The 16,028-nt window shown below is 69.8% G+C and carries 18 protein-coding genes; 9 read left to right on the forward strand and 9 right to left on the reverse strand.

The genetic code is table 11. The features are described 5' to 3' along the window. Positions 1-33 precede the first annotated feature (33 nt). From rfbC to CHB64_RS03820, 4 genes are all read left to right on the forward strand, one after another. Positions 34-594, forward strand: a complete 561-nt coding sequence (rfbC, locus tag CHB64_RS03805; protein ID WP_089411224.1) for a dTDP-4-dehydrorhamnose 3,5-epimerase — start codon at positions 34-36, stop codon at positions 592-594. Positions 595-625: 31 nt separating this feature from the next. Then, positions 626-1,534, forward strand: a complete 909-nt coding sequence (gene kdsA / locus CHB64_RS03810) for a 3-deoxy-8-phosphooctulonate synthase (RefSeq protein WP_089411225.1) — start codon at positions 626-628, stop codon at positions 1,532-1,534. A gap of 35 nt (positions 1,535-1,569) precedes the next feature. Further along, on the forward strand, positions 1,570-2,541 hold the full coding sequence (locus CHB64_RS03815) for a KpsF/GutQ family sugar-phosphate isomerase (RefSeq protein ID WP_089411468.1): 972 nt from the start codon (positions 1,570-1,572) through the stop codon (positions 2,539-2,541). Between the two features lie 83 nt (positions 2,542-2,624). Beyond that, positions 2,625-5,474, forward strand: coding sequence for a phosphoenolpyruvate carboxylase (locus tag CHB64_RS03820; protein ID WP_089411226.1), 2,850 nt, complete (start codon positions 2,625-2,627; stop codon positions 5,472-5,474). A 6-nt stretch (positions 5,475-5,480) separates the two neighbouring features. On the opposite strand, the gene CHB64_RS03825 is transcribed toward CHB64_RS03820, so the two are convergent. The 7 genes from CHB64_RS03825 to CHB64_RS15235 form a co-directional block, all read right to left on the reverse strand. Continuing rightward, positions 5,481-6,077 carry a thymidine kinase gene (locus CHB64_RS03825; RefSeq protein WP_089411227.1) on the reverse strand — a complete coding sequence of 199 codons (597 nt, stop codon included), beginning with the start codon at positions 6,075-6,077 and terminating at the stop codon, positions 5,481-5,483. After that, positions 6,077-6,919: a diaminopimelate epimerase gene (gene dapF, locus CHB64_RS03830; RefSeq protein ID WP_089411228.1), complete on the reverse strand. Its 843-nt coding sequence runs from the start codon at positions 6,917-6,919 to the stop codon at positions 6,077-6,079. Before dapF ends, CHB64_RS03825 begins: the two co-directional genes overlap by 1 nt. A gap of 66 nt (positions 6,920-6,985) precedes the next feature. Further along, entirely contained in the window at positions 6,986-7,894 is a 909-nt protein-coding gene (locus CHB64_RS03835) for a hypothetical protein (protein WP_089411229.1), read from the reverse strand. Further along, on the reverse strand, positions 7,891-9,570 hold the full coding sequence (locus tag CHB64_RS03840; RefSeq protein WP_089411230.1) for a glycosyltransferase family 2 protein: 1,680 nt from the start codon (positions 9,568-9,570) through the stop codon (positions 7,891-7,893). Before CHB64_RS03840 ends, CHB64_RS03835 begins: the two co-directional genes overlap by 4 nt. Before the next feature lie 9 nt (positions 9,571-9,579). Beyond that, entirely contained in the window at positions 9,580-10,395 is an 816-nt protein-coding gene (locus CHB64_RS03845; RefSeq protein ID WP_089411231.1) for a hypothetical protein, read from the reverse strand. Positions 10,396-10,701: 306 nt separating this feature from the next. Further along, a complete protein-coding gene (locus CHB64_RS03850) occupies positions 10,702-10,911 on the reverse strand; it encodes a DUF2905 domain-containing protein (protein ID WP_089411232.1) in 210 nt (69 codons plus the stop codon). Positions 10,912-10,927: 16 nt separating this feature from the next. After that, positions 10,928-11,083 (reverse strand): hypothetical protein, encoded by a 156-nt coding sequence (locus CHB64_RS15235; protein WP_159462406.1) that lies wholly within the window; start codon positions 11,081-11,083, stop codon positions 10,928-10,930. 142 nt (positions 11,084-11,225) lie between these two features. On the opposite strand from CHB64_RS15235, the gene CHB64_RS03860 reads away from it, so the two are divergent. Next, positions 11,226-11,447, forward strand: coding sequence for an AMP nucleosidase (locus CHB64_RS03860; protein ID WP_089411234.1), 222 nt, complete (start codon positions 11,226-11,228; stop codon positions 11,445-11,447). Between the two features lie 619 nt (positions 11,448-12,066). Here the strand turns inward: CHB64_RS03860 and aguB are convergent. Then, a complete protein-coding gene (gene aguB, locus CHB64_RS03865; RefSeq protein WP_089411235.1) occupies positions 12,067-12,918 on the reverse strand; it encodes an N-carbamoylputrescine amidase in 852 nt (283 codons plus the stop codon). Positions 12,919-13,056: 138 nt separating this feature from the next. Between aguB and CHB64_RS03870 the strand changes: the two genes are divergently transcribed. The 4 genes from CHB64_RS03870 to CHB64_RS03885 all read left to right on the forward strand — a co-directional run bounded on the left by CHB64_RS03870 (position 13,057) and on the right by CHB64_RS03885 (position 15,627). Beyond that, entirely contained in the window at positions 13,057-13,698 is a 642-nt protein-coding gene (locus CHB64_RS03870; RefSeq protein ID WP_089411236.1) for a DsbA family protein, read from the forward strand. Between the two features lie 90 nt (positions 13,699-13,788). Further along, positions 13,789-14,106: a hypothetical protein gene (locus CHB64_RS03875; protein WP_089411237.1), complete on the forward strand. Its 318-nt coding sequence runs from the start codon at positions 13,789-13,791 to the stop codon at positions 14,104-14,106. A 3-nt stretch (positions 14,107-14,109) separates the two neighbouring features. Next, positions 14,110-14,445 carry a hypothetical protein gene (locus tag CHB64_RS03880; protein ID WP_089411238.1) on the forward strand — a complete coding sequence of 112 codons (336 nt, stop codon included), beginning with the start codon at positions 14,110-14,112 and terminating at the stop codon, positions 14,443-14,445. A 51-nt stretch (positions 14,446-14,496) separates the two neighbouring features. Beyond that, a complete protein-coding gene (locus CHB64_RS03885; RefSeq protein ID WP_089411239.1) occupies positions 14,497-15,627 on the forward strand; it encodes a serine hydrolase domain-containing protein in 1,131 nt (376 codons plus the stop codon). 3 nt (positions 15,628-15,630) lie between these two features. Here the strand turns inward: CHB64_RS03885 and CHB64_RS03890 are convergent, their stop codons facing one another. After that, the gene (locus CHB64_RS03890; RefSeq protein ID WP_089411240.1) at positions 15,631-15,942 is read right to left on the reverse strand and encodes a hypothetical protein; all 312 of its coding nucleotides are present in this window, start codon (positions 15,940-15,942) and stop codon (positions 15,631-15,633) included. Positions 15,943-16,028 lie beyond the last annotated feature (86 nt).

The following is a 16,028-nucleotide window of genomic DNA, read 5'->3' on the forward strand; positions in this document are numbered from 1 at the left end:
GACGCGCCCGGCGCGAAACCCGAAGACGATCTCATGTTCGAACCCCAGGCCATTCCCGACGTCATTCTCGTCACGCCCAAGCGGTATGAAGACGCGCGCGGCTATTTCGAAGAGACCTTCCACGCCGCCCGCTACGAAAAGGCCGGAATCGTCGGGCCCTTCGTGCAGGACAATCACTCGCTCTCGCGCCGGCGGGGCGTCATACGCGGACTGCATTTCCAGATCCCGCCCCAGCCGCAGGCCAAGCTGGTGCGCTGCACGCGCGGCGCGATCCTCGACGTGGCGGTGGACATCAGGGTCGGCTCGCCGACTTTCGGGAAGTACGTTGCGGCGGAGCTGTCGGCCGCCAACGGGCGCCAGCTCTTCGTGCCGGTCGGCTTCGCCCACGGCTTCTGCACGCTGGAGCCCGACGCCGAGGTGCAATACAAGGTCACCGGCTATTACGCGCCCGACTGCGACAAGGGGCTCGCCTTCGACGACCCGGCGCTCGCGATCGACTGGCCGGTCGGGCCCGAGGCGGCGATCCTGTCGGACAAGGACCGCGGCTGGCCCCGGCTCGACGCGTTGCCGGCTTATTTCCGCTATGAAAGCTAGCCGCTCCGGCGCAGGAACCAGGCTGTCATCGATGACGACGAAGGCGAAAGACGCAAAGCCGCACGGCGCCGCAGAGGGGCGGGCGAGGTGCAACGCCGTCGTCGAGATTCCGGCGCCGCGCGGGACCGTGCGCATCGGCCAGACCCTGCCGGTCGCGTTCTTTCTCGGCCCCTGCGCGCTCGAAAGCCGCGCGCACGCGCTCGAGATGTCCGCCGCGATCCGCGAGATCGCCGACCGGCTGGGCGTGCACGTCGTCTACAAGACCTCCTTCGACAAGGCGAACCGCACGTCCATCGGCTCCTATCGCGGGATCGGCCTCAAGGAGGCCCTGCCGATCTTTGCGGAGGTGCGCGAGACAAGCGGGCTTCCCGTGCTCACCGACGTGCACCTGCCCGAGCAATGCGCTCTCGTCGCCGAGGCGGCGGACATTCTTCAGATCCCGGCCTTTCTTTGTCGGCAGACGGATCTTCTCGTCGCCGCAGCCGAGACCGGCCGTCCGGTGAAGGTCAAGAAAGGCCAGTTCCTCGCGCCCTGGGACATGCGGAACGTCGTCGACAAGCTCGCAGCGGCGGGCGCGCGCGACATCCTGGTGACCGAGCGCGGGGCGAGCTTCGGCTACAACACGCTGGTGACCGATTTCCGCGGGATCGCGGCGCTCGCCGCGACCGGCGCGCCGGTGGTCTTCGACGCCACCCATTCGGTGCAGCAGCCGGGCGGGCGCGGCGCGGCCTCGGGCGGCGAGCGCGCGCACGTGCCGGCGCTGGCGCGCGCGGCCGCCGCGGTGGGCGTCGCGGCGGTCTTCATGGAGACCCACGAAGCGCCCGACCGCGCGCCCTCCGACGGGCCGAACATGGTGCCGCTCGACAGGCTCGAAGCGGTGATGCGCCAGATCATCGCCGTCGATGCGACCGCGAAGGCCCTGCCACCCGTGTCGCTTTGACGAGACGCATTGAAATGAGGAAGCGCGCCGCGGACATGAGCAGGCCTAAGGACGAACCTGACGACCTCGCCGTCGCGCGCCGGGTGCTGGCCCTCCAGGCGGAAGGGCTCAAGGCGCTCGGCGAGTCGCTCGACGCGGCCTTCTCGCGCGCCGTCGAGACCATCTTGAACGCGCAAGGGCGCGTCATCTGCGCCGGGATCGGAAAATCCGGGCACGTCGCGCGCAAGGTCGCCGCGACGCTCGCCTCGACCGGAACGCCCGCCTATTTCGTGCATCCGAGCGAAGCGAGCCACGGCGATCTCGGCATGATCGCCCGCGGCGACGTGGTCCTCGCCCTGTCGAAGTCCGGCGAGACGAGCGAGCTTTCCGATCTCATCCACTATGCGCGGCGCTTCGCAATTCCGCTCTTAGCGATCACCGCCGCGGCGGACTCGACGCTCGGCCGGGCGAGCGACGTCGCGCTCGTCATTCCGCCCGCGGTCGAAGCCTGCGCCGAGACCCAGGCGCCGACCACCTCGACCACCTTGATGATGGCGCTCGGCGACGCGCTCGCCGTGGCGCTGCTGGAGCGGCGCGGCTTCAAGGCCGACAGCTTCTCCGTGCTCCATCCCGGCGGCAGGCTCGGCGCGATGCTGCTCAGGGTGAGCGATCTCATGCATGGCGGCGAGGCGCTGCCGCTCGTGCGGACCGGCGCGCGTCTCGGCGAGGGGCTCGCGACGATCTCGGCCAAGGGCTTCGGCTGCGTCGGCGTCGTGGACGGCGCCGGGCGGCTCGTCGGCGTCATCACCGACGGCGACGTGCGCCGGCTGCTCACCGCCGGCGCGCGGCCGGAGACCGTCGACGAAGCCATGACCCGCGCGCCCGTCGCCGCGCCGCCGGACGCGCTGGCCGCCTCGGCGCTGCGCCTGATGAACGCGCGCAAGATCACCCAGATTTTCGTGGTCGAGAACGGCGCGCCGGTGGGAATCGTCCATATGCACGATCTCCTGCGCGCCGGTTTGCGATAATATTCCAACAGCCCCGCCGCGCTATTGATAAAATCGCGCAGGGCTGGTTTGTTCCCCGCCCGACGCCGCAGACGAGAGATTCCGTGTCCGATCCCTTTCCGACTTTCCCGCACCCTCCCGCGTCGGCCTCCGCCGCCGACTGGGCGCAGTGGTGCCTCGAACGCCTCGCCCGCTATGAAGAGGAAGCCGCGGGCGATCCGCTGATGAATTCGGTGCGCCGGCTCGCCTACGATCTGTTCCGGCTCCTGTCGGCCGGCGAGATCGACGTCGAGCGGCTCGCGGCGACGGCGAAACATTTCAGCGACGAGGGGCTGAAGGAGCGCGCGGCCGCCTTCGCCGAGGCGCATCGGCTCGCCGCGCCGGCGCCTCTCGACGCGCTCGTCGCCGAGGCGCTCGCCCCCTATGAGGGCGCCTCTTTCGAGGAGGCGCGCAAGGCGCTGGAAGAGACCCGCGCCGGCGCGGTGTTCACCGCCCATCCCACTTTCGCCATGTCGCGCGCCTTGCGCGCGGCCTTCGCCGCCGTCGCGGAAGGGGCGGGCCCGGACGCGCTCGAAAATCTCGCGCATGCGCCCGACGAGACCATCACGCTCGTCGACGAGCACGCCGACGCGCAGGCCGCCATCGCGCGCGCGCAAGAGGCGTTCCGCGCGATCAACCGCGAGATTCTTCTCTGGGCGCGCCAGCGCTTTCCCGATCGCTGGCGCGAGCTCGTTCCCGCGCCGCTCAGCCTGGCGACCTGGGTCGGCTACGATCTCGACGGGCGCACCGACATTCACTGGAGCCAGACCTTCCGCCTGCGCCTCGAAGAAAAGGCGGCGCAGCTGCGCCGATATGCGGCGCGCCTGCGCGCGGTCGCCGCCGGCGAGCGGGCCGGCGCGCGCGACAGGCTCGCCGCCCGGCTCGAGGCGGCGGCCGATTTCGCCGGCGAGCAGGCCGCCGCCTTCGACGGGGATTTCGACGATCCGGCGGCCGTCATCCGCGCGGCCAATCTTCTGAGCAAGGACGATCCGCGCCGGCTTGTCAGCCTCGCCCCCGCCATCGCGGAGCTCGGCGATCTTATCGATGCCGCGCAGGACGACGACGCGCGCCTCGATCTCGGCCTTCTGCGCGCCGAGATGGCGGCCTACGGGCTGGGCGCTGCGCGCATTCACCTGCGCATCAACGCCGCGCAGGTGCGCTCAGCCCTGCGCGCCGATCTCGGCCTCGATCCAGACCGGGATTTCGTCAACCGCACCGCGCTCGTCGCGGCGGCGAAGAAAGCCGCCTCCGTCGACAGCAAGCGAGTCAATCTCGCCTCGATCTTCCTTGAACAGATGACCGCGCGGCGGCAGTTCATGCTCTGCGCGCAGCTTTTGAAGCATGTCGACGCGGATACGCCGATCCGGTTCCTCATCGCCGAATGCGAGGCGCCGGCGACGATCATGGGCGCGATCTATCTGGCGCGACTCTATGGAGTCGAGCGCCGACTCGACATCTCGCCCCTGTTCGAGACTCCGGAAGCGCTCGAACGCGGCGGGCGATTTCTCGAGCGCCTGCTCGACGAGGAGGAGTTCGTCTCCTACATACGCGCGCGCGGACGCATCGCGGTGCAGCTCGGATTCTCCGACTCCGGACGATTCATGGGGCAGGTCGCGGCCAATCTCGCCATCGAGCGCCTGCATATCCTGCTGGCGCGCGCGCTCGCCGCGCATGGGGTGCGCGATATCGAGGTCGTCCTGTTCAACACTCACGGCGAGTCGATGGGACGCGGCGGGTTCCCCGGCGATCTCGCCGAGCGGTTCGACTATCTCATCACGCCCTGGACGCGCGCCCGCTACGCGCGCGAAGGCCTCAAGGTCAACGCCGAGAGCAGCTTTCAGGGCGGGGACGGGTATCTCCACTTCCAGACCGACGCGCTCGCCCGCGCGACGGTTTCGGCGCTGTTCTCCTGGGCCTTCCGGCCTCCGCGCGCCGACCAGGACGACCGTTTCTATACGGACATAAACTACTCCTGGGACCTTTACCGCGGCGTCAAGGGCTGGCAGGAGGCGCTGTTCGACAACGCCGACTATCAGGCGGCGATCGGCGCCTTCGCGCCGAACCTGCTGGTCGTTTCCGGCTCGCGGCGCGTGCGCCGCCAGCGCGGCAGCGGCGCCTCGACGGGGCCGCGCTCGCTGCGCGCCATTCCGCACAACGCCATTCTGCAGCAGCTCGGCGCGCCGGCGAATGTCTGCGGCGGCATGGGAACCGCGGCCGGCTCCGAGGCCGAGCGCTTCGTCGAGCTCGCGCGCCGCTCGCCGCGGATGCGCCAGGCCTTCGAGATGGTGCGCTGCGCGCGGGCGCTGACGAGCCTGCCGGCGATGCGCGCCTATGCGGCGATGTATGACGCGGGGCTGTGGGTCGGCAAGGCCGCGCGCGCCGAAGACAAGAGCGAGGCGCGGGCCTTCGAGACCCTGGCCGGCCATCTCGCCCCGCTCGCGGTGCCGGTCGCCATGAACCGGCTCGCCAACCGGCTCGCGCTCGATCTGGCGCGGCTCGACCGCATTCTGCACGATCTCGACGGCCCGGGCGCGCGCAAGGAGCGCCACGCGAACCGCCGGCCGATCCACGCCCTGCACGCGATCCGCCAGGCGATGGTGATGCGCGCCTTCACGCTGGTCGCGGCGCTGCCGGCCTTCTCGCAGCGCCATGACGTGTCGCGCGCGAGCCTGCTCGATCTCGCCTGCGAGCTGCAATTCGATTCGCTGGCGGAGCTTCTCGAAACGATCTTTCCCGCGACACGGCCCGACGCCGCCGCTCTCAGGGGCGTCGAGGAGCCGGGCGACGATCTCGGCGAAGCGATGCGCGGCTATCCGGAAATTCACGACCGGACGATCGCGCCCTTGCGGCGCATTCACCGCGCGATCCGCGAGATCGGCGTCGGCCTGTCGCATTTTTATGGTGCGTACGGATAAGGCGCGTCATCGCGCCCTGTCGTAGCCGCCGTAGAAGCGTTCGATGAAATGGCGCCGGCACAGGGGCGTGTAGCGCTCGTCGCCGCCGATCTCGACGCTTGCGCCCTCGCGCGCCGGCGCGCCGGTCTCGTCCGTGCGCAGGTTCATGATCGCCTTGCGTCCGCATTCGCAGATGGTCTTGAGCTCATGGATTTCGTCGGCGAGCGCGAGCAGCCAGCGGCTGCCCTCGAACAGCTCGCCGCGAAAGTCCGTACGCAGACCGTAGCAAAGAACCGGCAGGCCGATCTCGTCGACGACGCGCGCGAGCTGAAGCACGTGGGCGCGGGCGAGGAACTGCGCCTCGTCGACGAAGACGCAGGCGAGGCGCTCGCGCGCGTGCTCCCTGCGAACGGCGTCGTAAAGGTCCGTTTCGTCGTCGAATACATGCGCGCCCCTTTTCAGCCCGATGCGCGAGGCGATGACCCCGCGTCCGGCGCGATCGTCGAGGGCGGCGGTGAACAGGATCGTCCGCATACCGCGCTCATGATAGTTGAAGCTCGCCTGAAGCAGCGTCGTGGACTTGCCGGCGTTCATCGCAGCGTAATTGAAATAGAGCTTCGCCATTACAGCCCGTGCGGCAGCGTTCCGTCGAACTCATGGGCCACGGCGCCGGTCATGCGCACGCGGTTGTCCTCGCCCCATTCGACGGCGAGCGGGCCGCCGTCGAGCTCAAGCGTGGCCTTGCGCGCCGTCAGGCGCCGGCGATGGGCGGCGACGAGCGCGGCGCAGGCCGCCGTGCCGCAGGCCTTCGTGACGCCGGCGCCGCGCTCCCACACGCGCAGGCGGATGAGATGGGCGCCCTTCACCTGGGCGACGCCGACATTGGTCCGTTCCGGGAACAGCGGATGATTCTCGACGAGCGGGCCGAAACGGTCGAGCGCCTGGGCCTCGGCGTCGTCGACGAAGAAGATGCAGTGCGGGTTGCCCATATTGACCGCGGACGGGCCCCACAGGACCGGCCGGTCGATGGGGCCGAGCTTGACGTCGATGAAGCGCGTGTCCTCGAACTGCTCCGCGAGCGGAATGTCGCGCCAGTGAAATTTCGGCTCGCCCATGTCGATGGTCACGCGCATCGGCCCCGCCCGCCAGGCGCGAAGGGGTCCTGCGGGCGCGGCGAAGCGGGCCTCGTCCGCGTCCTGCTCCTCCATGAGGAGCCAGCCGACGCAGCGCGCGGCGTTGCCGCAGGCCTCCACCGCCGAGCCGTCCGCGTTCCACACGCCCATGAAGGGCCCGCCGCGGTCCTCGATGGTGATGACCTGGTCGCAGCCGATTCCGCTCTGGCGGTCGGCGATGGCGCGCGCGGCTTCGGGCGTCATGCGCGCGTCCGTTCCGCGCAGGTCGACGATGACGAAGTCGTTGCCGAGCCCGTTCATCTTGCGGAAGGGAAGTCCGGCGAGCGAAGACATGACGGCTCCTCGGGGCGCGCGAGTCTTCTCTATGGGCGCCCGCGTCGCCCGGCGCAATAGCCGCATCTACGCGAGCGCGGGCAGGAGCGCATAGGCGCCGGCGCCGATGAAGCCGGCGAGCGTTATGAGGCCTGCGCGCCTGGGGCGCGCGCCGGCCCAGGCGGCCTGCGCGGCGGCGAGGAAGACGGCGAACAGCGCCGCCGGCGCGCCGAGGCCCGCCGCTCCGGCCGACGCGGCGAGCGCGACCAAGGCGGCCGTCTGCAACGCCCGGCTCGCGGCCAGGCCCGCCGCGCCCGCCAGCAGCGCCGGTCCGGCGAGGAGCGCCGGCGCAAGTTCCGGGAGGCTCGCCGCCGCGGCGACGGGCGTCGCCGGCGGTCCTGCCGGCGGGCCGAACAGCCAGAGAAGATAGGCGCCGGCGCCGGCCAGCATCGCCAGCGGCGCGGCGAGCGCGAAGACGAAGCCCGCCGCCTTGCGCGGCGCAAGTCCCCAGGGCGACAGCAGCGGCGAGAGCGCGACAAGGCCCGGGTGCAGCCACAGGCTCGCGCCCGAGGCCAGGGGCGCGCCGGCGAGCGCCAGCGCGGCGAGCGCCGTCGCGCGCGCGTCGCGCCGTTGGGCGAGCAGAAAGAAGGCCCGCCACAGAATGAGCGCCGCGGCCGCGGCGAGCGGGCCTTCGGGGCCGAGGCCGTGCGCGGTCGCGAAGGCCGGATTGGCGAGGACGACGAGCCGAATCCAGCCCGCGCGCGACCCGTCCGCAGGCAGACAAAAGGAAAGGGCGAGGCCGAGAACGGACCCCGCTGCGGCCGCGGCGGGCGCCGGGCCCGCCGCGTCCGGGATCGCGGCGAGCAGCCGCGCAAGGTCAGGAAAGGGCCACGGCGAGAAGAGGCGCGCCGGCGCGTCCTGAGAACCGAAGAGCGCGCCCATACCGGCCCCGGCGAGCGCGGCGAGCCCGTGAAGGCGCGCGGCGGTTGCGTTCATGCGCCCGTCCCGCCCGTGCTTGCGACGGCGCGCCGGCGCCGCGCCGCCGGCGAGATCATGTGCTCGGTCTTCTCCCAGAAATGGGGGCGGGCGAGGAGCTGCCGCACCGCCCGGTACGCGGCGAAGGACGAAAGCCACCAATAAACCGGCGCGAAGAGCGCGGCCGGGGCGAGCTCGACCGTACCGCGCTTCAGGGGCGCGATCGTCGCGAGCCAGACGAAAAAGGCGTTGCCCGCAAGCAGCGCGAACAGGTTCAGCGCCATGAGCGGGCCTGGAAAGAGGGCGTCGACCGCGTCCGACCGCGTCGCCAGCCAGAAGACGAATACCGCCCATAGAAAGGGATTTATCAGCGCGCTGAAGACGGTGCCGCCGAGGAAAAGCTGCGTCGCGGCGAACATGCGCCAGCCCGCCGCGCTGCGCGCGGGCGCGGGGCCGCGCATATGCACGCACCAGGTCTGCAAGTGGCCCTTCATCCAGCGCGATCGCTGGCGCAGCCAGTTGGCGATGCGGCAGTTTGCTTCCTCGAATGTGGTCGAATCGATGACCGTCGCGCGCCAGCCTCGCCGGGCGAGCCGCAGACCGAGATCGGCGTCTTCGGTCACGTTGTAAGGGTCCCAGCCGCCGAGGTCGACCAAGATCTGCGTGCGGAAAAAGTTCGACGTGCCGCCGAGCGGCATGGGTACGCGCAGCCGCTCCAGCGCCGGCAGGAAAAGATCGAACCAAAGCGAGTATTCAAGCGCGAACAGCCGAGTCAGCCAGTTCTCGTCGGCATTGTAATAGTTGAGCTGCGCCTGCACGCAGGCGAGGTCGTCCCCGCCCGCCGCGAAGGCCGCGGCGACCTTGCGGAGCTGGTCGGGCTCGGGCTCGTCCTCGGCGTCGTAAATCCCGACGATCTCGCCGCGCGCCAGATACAGACCATGATTGCACGCCTTCGGCTTGGTTTGCGGCCGGGAGGGCGGAACGACGACAAGATGATATTTGCGGTCGAGCCCGAGCTGGCGCGCCGCCGCGATGGTCTCGCGATCTTCCGCCTCCAGAAGAAGTTTGACGTCGAGACGGTCCTTCGGATAGTCGAGCCGGTCGAGCGCGGCGTCGAGGCCGGGAAGACAGGCCGCTTCCCGAAACAGCGGCGCGAGGATCGTGATCGTCGGCAACGCGTCCTCGGCGAGGGCCGGAGCAGGCGCGGCCTGCGGCTCTTTCAGGGCGACCGCCGTCAGCACGATGCGAAAGCCGATCGCCAGCAGGAAGTAGGCGGTGATTGCGGCGTTGAGAGCGATGAGCGCGGCGAGCGGCGCGACGGCGAAGAAGCCGGCGGCGGCGAGGATGAACAGCGCGAGAGCGGCTTTCTGCGGCGTCGACAGAAGGCGCGCGGCGGACCAGGTCGGCGCCGTTGCGACAAGCCGACTACGGGCCGCCTCGGCGAGCTCCGGCTCGAAACGCGCGGCGAGCGCGCGCTGAAAGCGCCGACGCGGAACATAACGGCAGGCCCGCAAGGGAAAGGCTCGCTCCCGCGCGGTCGGCGAAAACGCCTCGCGCGCGCGCAATTCCTCGCCGACGCCATGGGCGCCGCGCCGCAATGGCAGGCGTTCGGCGCGCGCATAGGCGCCGATCCGCGCGATGCGCCGCCATGTCTCGTCCGCATGCGGCGTATCAAGATCAGGCCGCTTTCGCGCCATCCCCGCTTCCTAGAACCACGACCACAGGCTGATGAAATACGCCTCGCCGGTCAGCACGTTGCGGCCGGCGATCTCGCTCGATGCGCCGGCCTGCACGGTCCAGCGGCGGGTCGCGCGCCAGGCGGCCGAAGCCTGCAGCCGGACGACGTCGAAATCGGCGCCGCCCGGCTCGGCCGCGCCGATTCCCTTTACGGCGAAGCTCTCGGCGAGGAACAGAAGCCGGGACATGGGCTCGACGCCGAGAAGAAAGTCTGCGCGAAGCTGGTCGGCGGCCGCGCCGAAGCGGCGCCGGTAGGCGGCCTCGGCGGCGGCGAAAATCTTGACGGGCCTCAGGGCGAGGTTTCGCCCGTAAAGCAGGCGCGCCTCGACGTCGACGCCGTCGCTTGCAAGGCCGGGGCGCGCGCCGGTCTCGAAGCGAGACGGCGCCGCGCCGGCGAGCCGCAGGGCGAGAACGCCGCGCTCGCCCCGGCGCAGTTCGCGCTGGAGGAAGCCTTCGATCTCCGACACGCCGTCGGCGGCGAAGACCGAATGGCCGTCGAAGAAGGTGGACGATCCGTAGACGACTTTGCCGCCGATAGTGAGGCGCCGGCCGAGGCCGAGCTCGCCATAGGCGTGCGACTCAACGCGCTCGAAGAAGACCGGTCCGAGCGCGTCGGGTTCGACGGCGGGCGCATCGGCGCGGAAATAATCCGCCCGCGTCGAAAAAAAGAACTCGCCCGCTGCGCGCCCCCAAGGCGAAGCGCGGGCCGGACAGGCCGCTCCGGCGAGCAAGGCCGCGATCAGGAAAATGCAGCCGAACAATCGCGCCCCGCGTCGCGCCGCCATGACCCCCGCTTTTCGTCTTTCGCGCGTCAGTTCAAGTTCTGATTCGCGGAGGACTGTAATGACGACTTACGCAGGACTGGCCCGCCCGCCGCGCGAAAAAGGTAGCGCGGCGCGAAAAAGAAACCAGCAATCCAGGGTTGAAATTATGTTCGTCTTGCGCGCCGCGCCGTGCGGCGGGCCGGACTCAGGCATGGATCCGCCTGGCGTCTCGTTGTTGCGGCCGACAATCCGGGCTCGGCGCGCCAGAGTGTGACCCTTGGTCTGAATATGGGCGTGAAAGACGGCGCGGCGTGGTTGCACGGCTTTTCACTTTCCCAACAGGCGAAAGATCGCCGTCAGCACGATGCTGAGGAGGATCATCGTCGTCAGCGGGAAGTAGAAGGAGAACCCTTCGCGCTCGATCGCGATGTCGCCGGGCAGCCGGCCGAGGCCGAGCTTGGAAAGAACCGGCCACAATATGCCGGCGATCAGCAGCGCGGCGCCGGCGAAAATGAGGAATTTCTGCACGGGCGGCATCGCCTTTCGCCTCCGGTCAGCCCAGTTCGGCGGCGCGCGCTTTGAGGCGCGGGCGCATCTCCTGCGCCATTTTCAGCGCGCCCTGTTCGAGCCGCCGCAGGTTCCGTTTCGACGCGTCGTCCATATGGGCCGAGCCGCCGCCGCGCTCAAGATCATCGTCGAAGCGGCGCAATATAGCGGCCCGAAGAGCCGAGCCAGGCGGACGCGTCTGCGCGCCGGGGCTCGCCGCGGCCGAAGGCATCTGCTAAAGGGCCCCGCGAAAGCGCTTCTCTGATCGCACGGAAGGCGAAACGAACAGCAGGAAAGACCTCCGCATGTCGAAGGATCCCGAACGCATCACCATTCTCGCCCGCGAGTTCACCGCCGCCGCGCTGGAGTTCCATCGCGGCAAGATGGCCCAGAAGGGCTATCGCATGGAGGGCTCGATCACGCCGCGCTGCTTCAAGATGATCGAAGGCGGCGAGCAGCCGAAGGACCTGTTCGACGGCGAGCCGCTGTTCGCGGTGACCTTCGTCAAGCGCGAGTCCGCGGAATGAAATAGCGGGCGGCGCCGAGGGAGAGGGAAGCGCCGCCCGCTTGACCGGCGCCTTTCGAGAGGCGCCTTTCTCGCCCGCGCCGGCCCGGGGAGGGGAAGGCGCGACGCGGGCCCGTTTGCGTCATCGCGGGGGAGGGGGTCCGCGGACAGGCAGGACATGGGCAGTCGCCCGGCGAAAGAAAAATAGATAATTCCGTAAGGGCGAATCGAATTTCTCGATAAGTTCGGAAAACCAGCCGCCTTGACCCCCGCCTTTCGCAGACTGGGCGAAGGAGAGCGAGCCGACGGCGCTATCGGCAGGGTCGTCTCCGAGATTTTGCTGCGCCGCGGGCGCTCGCCAGCCATCGCCAGCGCCGGAATATTCGCGTCGGCCTGATTTTCATGACCGCCTGGCGCGCCGTCCGCCGGCCCGGACGGCTTTCGTTTCTGTCGGGCCGTCGATAGCTTCTCCGCGATGATTTGCGGCTTGGCCGGGCGTCCCCGAAGCCGCAGGAGATCCTTGCGCAGGGTGATCTGAATACGGCCATGACGATGGTCGCATCCATCTCGGCGGCCTCGCCGCGGCCAAGCAGGATAAAATACCCCGTTGCGGTCGTCGCTCGCGGGTCTCCGGCCGGGCGTCAGCGCGCGCCGGCGAGGGGGCCGTAAAGCTCGGGCCGGCGGTCCCTGAAGAAGCCCCAGCCGGCGCGCTGCTCGGCGAGGCGGTCGAGGTCGATCGTCGCGGCGGCGAAGCCCGTCTCCTCGCGGCCGAGTTCGGCGAGCATCTCGCCGGCCTCGTCGCAGATGAAGGACGAGCCGTAAAAGACCTGCCCGTCCTCGTCGCCGATGCGGTTGGCCGCCGCGACAGGGACGACGTTCGAGACCGCGTGCCCGACCATCGCGCGCCGCCAGCGCGCGCAGGTGTCGAGGGCGGGATTTTCCGGCTCCGAGCCGATGGCGGTGGGATAAAACAGAACCTCCGCGCCCTGAAGCATCATCGCGCGCGCGGCCTCCGGAAACCACTGGTCCCAGCATATGCCGACGCCGAGGCGCGCGAAGCGCGTCCGCCAGACGCGAAAGCCCGTGTCGCCCGGCCTGAAGTAGAACTTCTCCTCATAGCCCGGCCCGTCGGGAATGTGGCTCTTGCGGTAAAGACCGAGAATCGATCCGTCCGCGTCGACCATGACCAGGCTGTTGTAATATTCTTGCCCGTCGCGCTCGAAGATCGACAGCGGCAGCGCGACGCCGAGCTCGCCGGCGAGGGGAGCGAGAGCGGCGACGACCGGATGCTCCTTATACGGATGAGCTTCGGCGAACCAGCGCGTCTCCTCGCGCTTGCAGAAATACGGTCCCTGGAACAGCTCCGGGGCGAGGATGACCTTCGCGCCGTCCTTCGCCGCGTCGCGCGCGAGGCGCTCGACGGTCCTGATGTTCGCCGCCATGTCCTCGTCGAAGGCGGCCTGAAGGACGGCGATGCGGAGGGTTCTGCTCATGACGCGGGGCTTTCACGGGCGCAGGGTTAGGGGCGCGGGACTTTCCTTGCGTCCCGCCGTTGCGGGCGCTGCACGGGGCGATTGACGAGATAACGATGCGGAGCCGAACATTCAACGCCCGGCGAAGGAGCGCGAAACATGGCCCGCCTCGACATCTTCTGGTCTTTCCGCAGTCCCTATTCCTGGCTGGCGATGGACCGGCTCGTCGCGATCGTGCGGGAGTACGATGTGGAGGCGCGCTTTCGCCCGGTGCGCCCGCTCGCCCTGCGCGAGCCCGATTTTTTCGAGCGCGCCCGGCCGCAATTCCTGCCTTATCTGATGAAGGACGTTTTCCGCGAGGCCGAGCGGCTGGGGATCGCCTTCGCCCCGCCCCGGCCCGATCCCGTCGCGATGGACATGGCCTCGGGCGAGGTCGCGCCCGAGCAGCCGCTGATGGAGACCCTGATGCGCCTCGCCGTCGCCGCGGTCGAGCGCGGGCGCGGGCTCGACTTCGCCCGCGCCGTGGCGGCCCGCATCTGGGGCGGAACCGAAAACTGGCAGGCGCGCGCGCGCCTAGCCGAGGCGGCCGGCGAAGCGGGGCTCGCCCTCGAGGATCTCGAAACATGGGCGGCGCAAAATCCCGATAGGATCGCTGAGGAGATCGCCGCCAACGAGGCCGACCAGCTTCGCCATCACTGGGGCGTGCCGCTGATGGTTCTCGACGACGAGCCCTTCTTCGGCCAGGACCGGATCGACTCGCTCAGATGGCGGCTCGACCGGCGCGGGCTGCGCCGGGACTGACGAGGCCGCGCGGGGCCTTCAGAGATGGACGGCGGGAAACGAAGCGGCGTAGCCTCCGGATCAGGAACAGTCGGGCGGGGAGGAGAGAACATGCCGGGAACGACGATGCGCGTTATCGCTGCGGCGGCCTTTGCGGGTCTGGCGGCCTGCGCCACCCTCTCGGCGCAGTCGCGGATCGAGAACCGCCTCATGGATCTCGGCCTGTCGGAATCTCGCGCGGAATGTCTCGCGGGCGAGCTCGCCGACACGCTCGACCGCAGGGATCTCAAGGACGTCGCCGATTTCCTCGACCGGCTCGATCGGGCCGACACGCCCCGCGGCGTGGTCGAGACCCTGCGCCGGATCGACAATCCGCGCGCGGCCGCGACCGTGGCGGCCGCGGCGATCGCCTGCGCGCTTTCCGGGTGAGCCATGCGGAGCGCGGGAGCGCTTGCGGCGCTTTTTCTGGCGGCCTGCGCCTCAGGCGGCGCGCCGGATGCGCCGGGGCCTGATCTGAATGCGGCGTCGGGCGGCGCGGACGCGCGCATCCGCGACGGCATGGCCCGGCTCGGCGCCTCGCCGGCGCGCGGGGAGTGCTTCGCCGCGCGCATCGCCGGGGCGCTCGACGGCGAGGATGAGGAGGAAGCGGCCCGCATCGTCGAGGACGCGGCCGACCGGCGCGCCATGCGCGCGGGCGTGCTCGCCGCGCCCGGCCCGGTGCGACGGGCCTTCATCGGCGCCAATTTCGGCTGCTCGCTGGCGCAGTGAGGCGCCTGCGCGGCCTTTTCCGCGCGCGCCGATCGCGTAGAGTGCGCCGCCATGACCGATCCTGTTCCCGTCGAGGGTTTCGCCGCGCCGCCTTTCGCAGCCGTGCGCGAGGCGTTCATTGAGAATTTCCGCAAGGAGGACGAGCTCGGCGCGTCTTTCGCCGTGTTCATCGAAGGCGAGCGCGTGGTCGACCTTTACGGCGGCTGGCGCGACCGCAAGCGCGAAGCGCCGTGGACGGAGGAAACGATCGCCTGCGTTTATTCCAGCGGCAAGGCGGCGGTCGCGATGCTGGTCGCGCGGGCCGTCGGCGAGGGCGCGCTCGCCTATGACGCGCCGGTCGCCGAATACTGGCCGGAATTCGCCGCCGCCGGCAAGGAGCGGATCACCGTCGCCGAAGCGCTCTCGCATCAGGCGGGTCTGTGCGGGATCGCCGAGGAGATGCCGCCCGAGGAATGGCTCGATCATGACGCGATCTGCGCCCGGCTCGCGGCGATGGCGTCCTTATGGCCGCCGGGAACGCGCGCGGGCTATCACCCGCAGACCTTCGGCTTCATTGCGGGCGAGCTGTTGCGGCGCGCGACCGGAAGGAGCGTCGGGCGAACCCTGCGCGAGGACTTCGCCGAACCTTTCGGCCTCAGTCTCTTCTGCGGGATGCGCGCGGGCGAGATCGAACGCGCGGCCTATATGCCCAAGCCGCCCCGCGCGCCCGATCTCGGCCCGCTCAATCCGTATAAGGAGATTGCGTTCCTGAAGCCCTGGTCGGCGCCGGCGCGGGTGAGCCGCGAGGCGTGGATGGCCGCGGAGCTGCCGGCCTCCAACACGCACGCGAATGCGGCGAGCCTCGCCGAGATCGTCCAGCCTTTCGCGGATCGGGGGCGCTTCCGGGGGCGCGAGATCATCCGGCCGGCGGTCCTCGAAGAGGCTTTCGCCGAAAGGGTTCGCGGCGAGGACCTCGTCCTGCCGTTCGATCTTTCCTGGGCGGCGGGGGTGATGCGCAACGAGGCCGGCCATTTCGGCCCCTCGCGCGCCGCCTTCGGGCACGCCGGCTTCGGCGGCTCGTGCGTCATGTTCGACCCCGCCCATCGCCTCAGCGCGGCCTATGTGATGAACCGCATGTCGCCGCATCTCGCGGGCGATCCGCGCGCGCTGCGGCTCATCGAAGCCGTGTACGGAGCGCTTTAGGAGTCAAAACGAAACGCTCAGATGAAACGTCGCGACGGCCGGCTGGGGATAGCCCGGCAGGAAGGCGTCCATCGCCTGCGATTCGCGGATGTGGTCGCGATAAAGCGCCGTGTCGGCGTGGCCGGTCCGGCCGACGACGCTGAGCGCGACGACGGCCTCGCCGATCTCGATCGTCTCGAGCGTTTTCGGCGCGCTCCGTGCGGCGGTTTCGGCGATCAGGCGGTTTTCCACATCTGCGCAGGCGGGCTCGGCGCCGGTCCGGGCCGGCGCGAGAACGCACGCGGCGATCAACACCGTTTTCAGGATGGTTTTCACGCCCTCTCTCCCTCGCTTGTTATCGGATGAGCGTGGGCGCGAAGTCTGATGAAAAGTTTATGCCGGCGCGCCGGCTTTATCTAAAA

The organism is Amphiplicatus metriothermophilus, from assembly GCF_900199215.1.
Classification (GTDB): Bacteria; Pseudomonadota; Alphaproteobacteria; order Caulobacterales; family Parvularculaceae; genus Amphiplicatus; species Amphiplicatus metriothermophilus.

What these genes read in the sequence shown, in the direction of transcription:
- rfbC (WP_089411224.1), top strand. Translation starts at nt 34, where the DNA reads ATGTTCGAACCCCAGGCCATTCCCGACGTCATTCTCGTCACGCCCAAG.
- kdsA (WP_089411225.1), top strand. Translation starts at nt 626, where the DNA reads ATGACGACGAAGGCGAAAGACGCAAAGCCGCACGGCGCCGCAGAGGGG.
- CHB64_RS03815 (WP_089411468.1), top strand. Translation starts at nt 1,570, where the DNA reads ATGAGCAGGCCTAAGGACGAACCTGACGACCTCGCCGTCGCGCGCCGG.
- CHB64_RS03825 (WP_089411227.1), bottom strand. Translation starts at nt 6,077, where the DNA reads ATGGCGAAGCTCTATTTCAATTACGCTGCGATGAACGCCGGCAAGTCC.
- dapF (WP_089411228.1), bottom strand. Translation starts at nt 6,919, where the DNA reads ATGTCTTCGCTCGCCGGACTTCCCTTCCGCAAGATGAACGGGCTCGGC.
- CHB64_RS03835 (WP_089411229.1), bottom strand. Translation starts at nt 7,894, where the DNA reads ATGAACGCAACCGCCGCGCGCCTTCACGGGCTCGCCGCGCTCGCCGGG.
- CHB64_RS03840 (WP_089411230.1), bottom strand. Translation starts at nt 9,570, where the DNA reads ATGGCGCGAAAGCGGCCTGATCTTGATACGCCGCATGCGGACGAGACA.
- CHB64_RS03845 (WP_089411231.1), bottom strand. Translation starts at nt 10,395, where the DNA reads ATGGCGGCGCGACGCGGGGCGCGATTGTTCGGCTGCATTTTCCTGATC.
- CHB64_RS03850 (WP_089411232.1), bottom strand. Translation starts at nt 10,911, where the DNA reads ATGCCGCCCGTGCAGAAATTCCTCATTTTCGCCGGCGCCGCGCTGCTG.
- CHB64_RS03860 (WP_089411234.1), top strand. Translation starts at nt 11,226, where the DNA reads ATGTCGAAGGATCCCGAACGCATCACCATTCTCGCCCGCGAGTTCACC.
- aguB (WP_089411235.1), bottom strand. Translation starts at nt 12,918, where the DNA reads ATGAGCAGAACCCTCCGCATCGCCGTCCTTCAGGCCGCCTTCGACGAG.
- CHB64_RS03870 (WP_089411236.1), top strand. Translation starts at nt 13,057, where the DNA reads ATGGCCCGCCTCGACATCTTCTGGTCTTTCCGCAGTCCCTATTCCTGG.
- CHB64_RS03875 (WP_089411237.1), top strand. Translation starts at nt 13,789, where the DNA reads ATGCCGGGAACGACGATGCGCGTTATCGCTGCGGCGGCCTTTGCGGGT.
- CHB64_RS03880 (WP_089411238.1), top strand. Translation starts at nt 14,110, where the DNA reads ATGCGGAGCGCGGGAGCGCTTGCGGCGCTTTTTCTGGCGGCCTGCGCC.
- CHB64_RS03885 (WP_089411239.1), top strand. Translation starts at nt 14,497, where the DNA reads ATGACCGATCCTGTTCCCGTCGAGGGTTTCGCCGCGCCGCCTTTCGCA.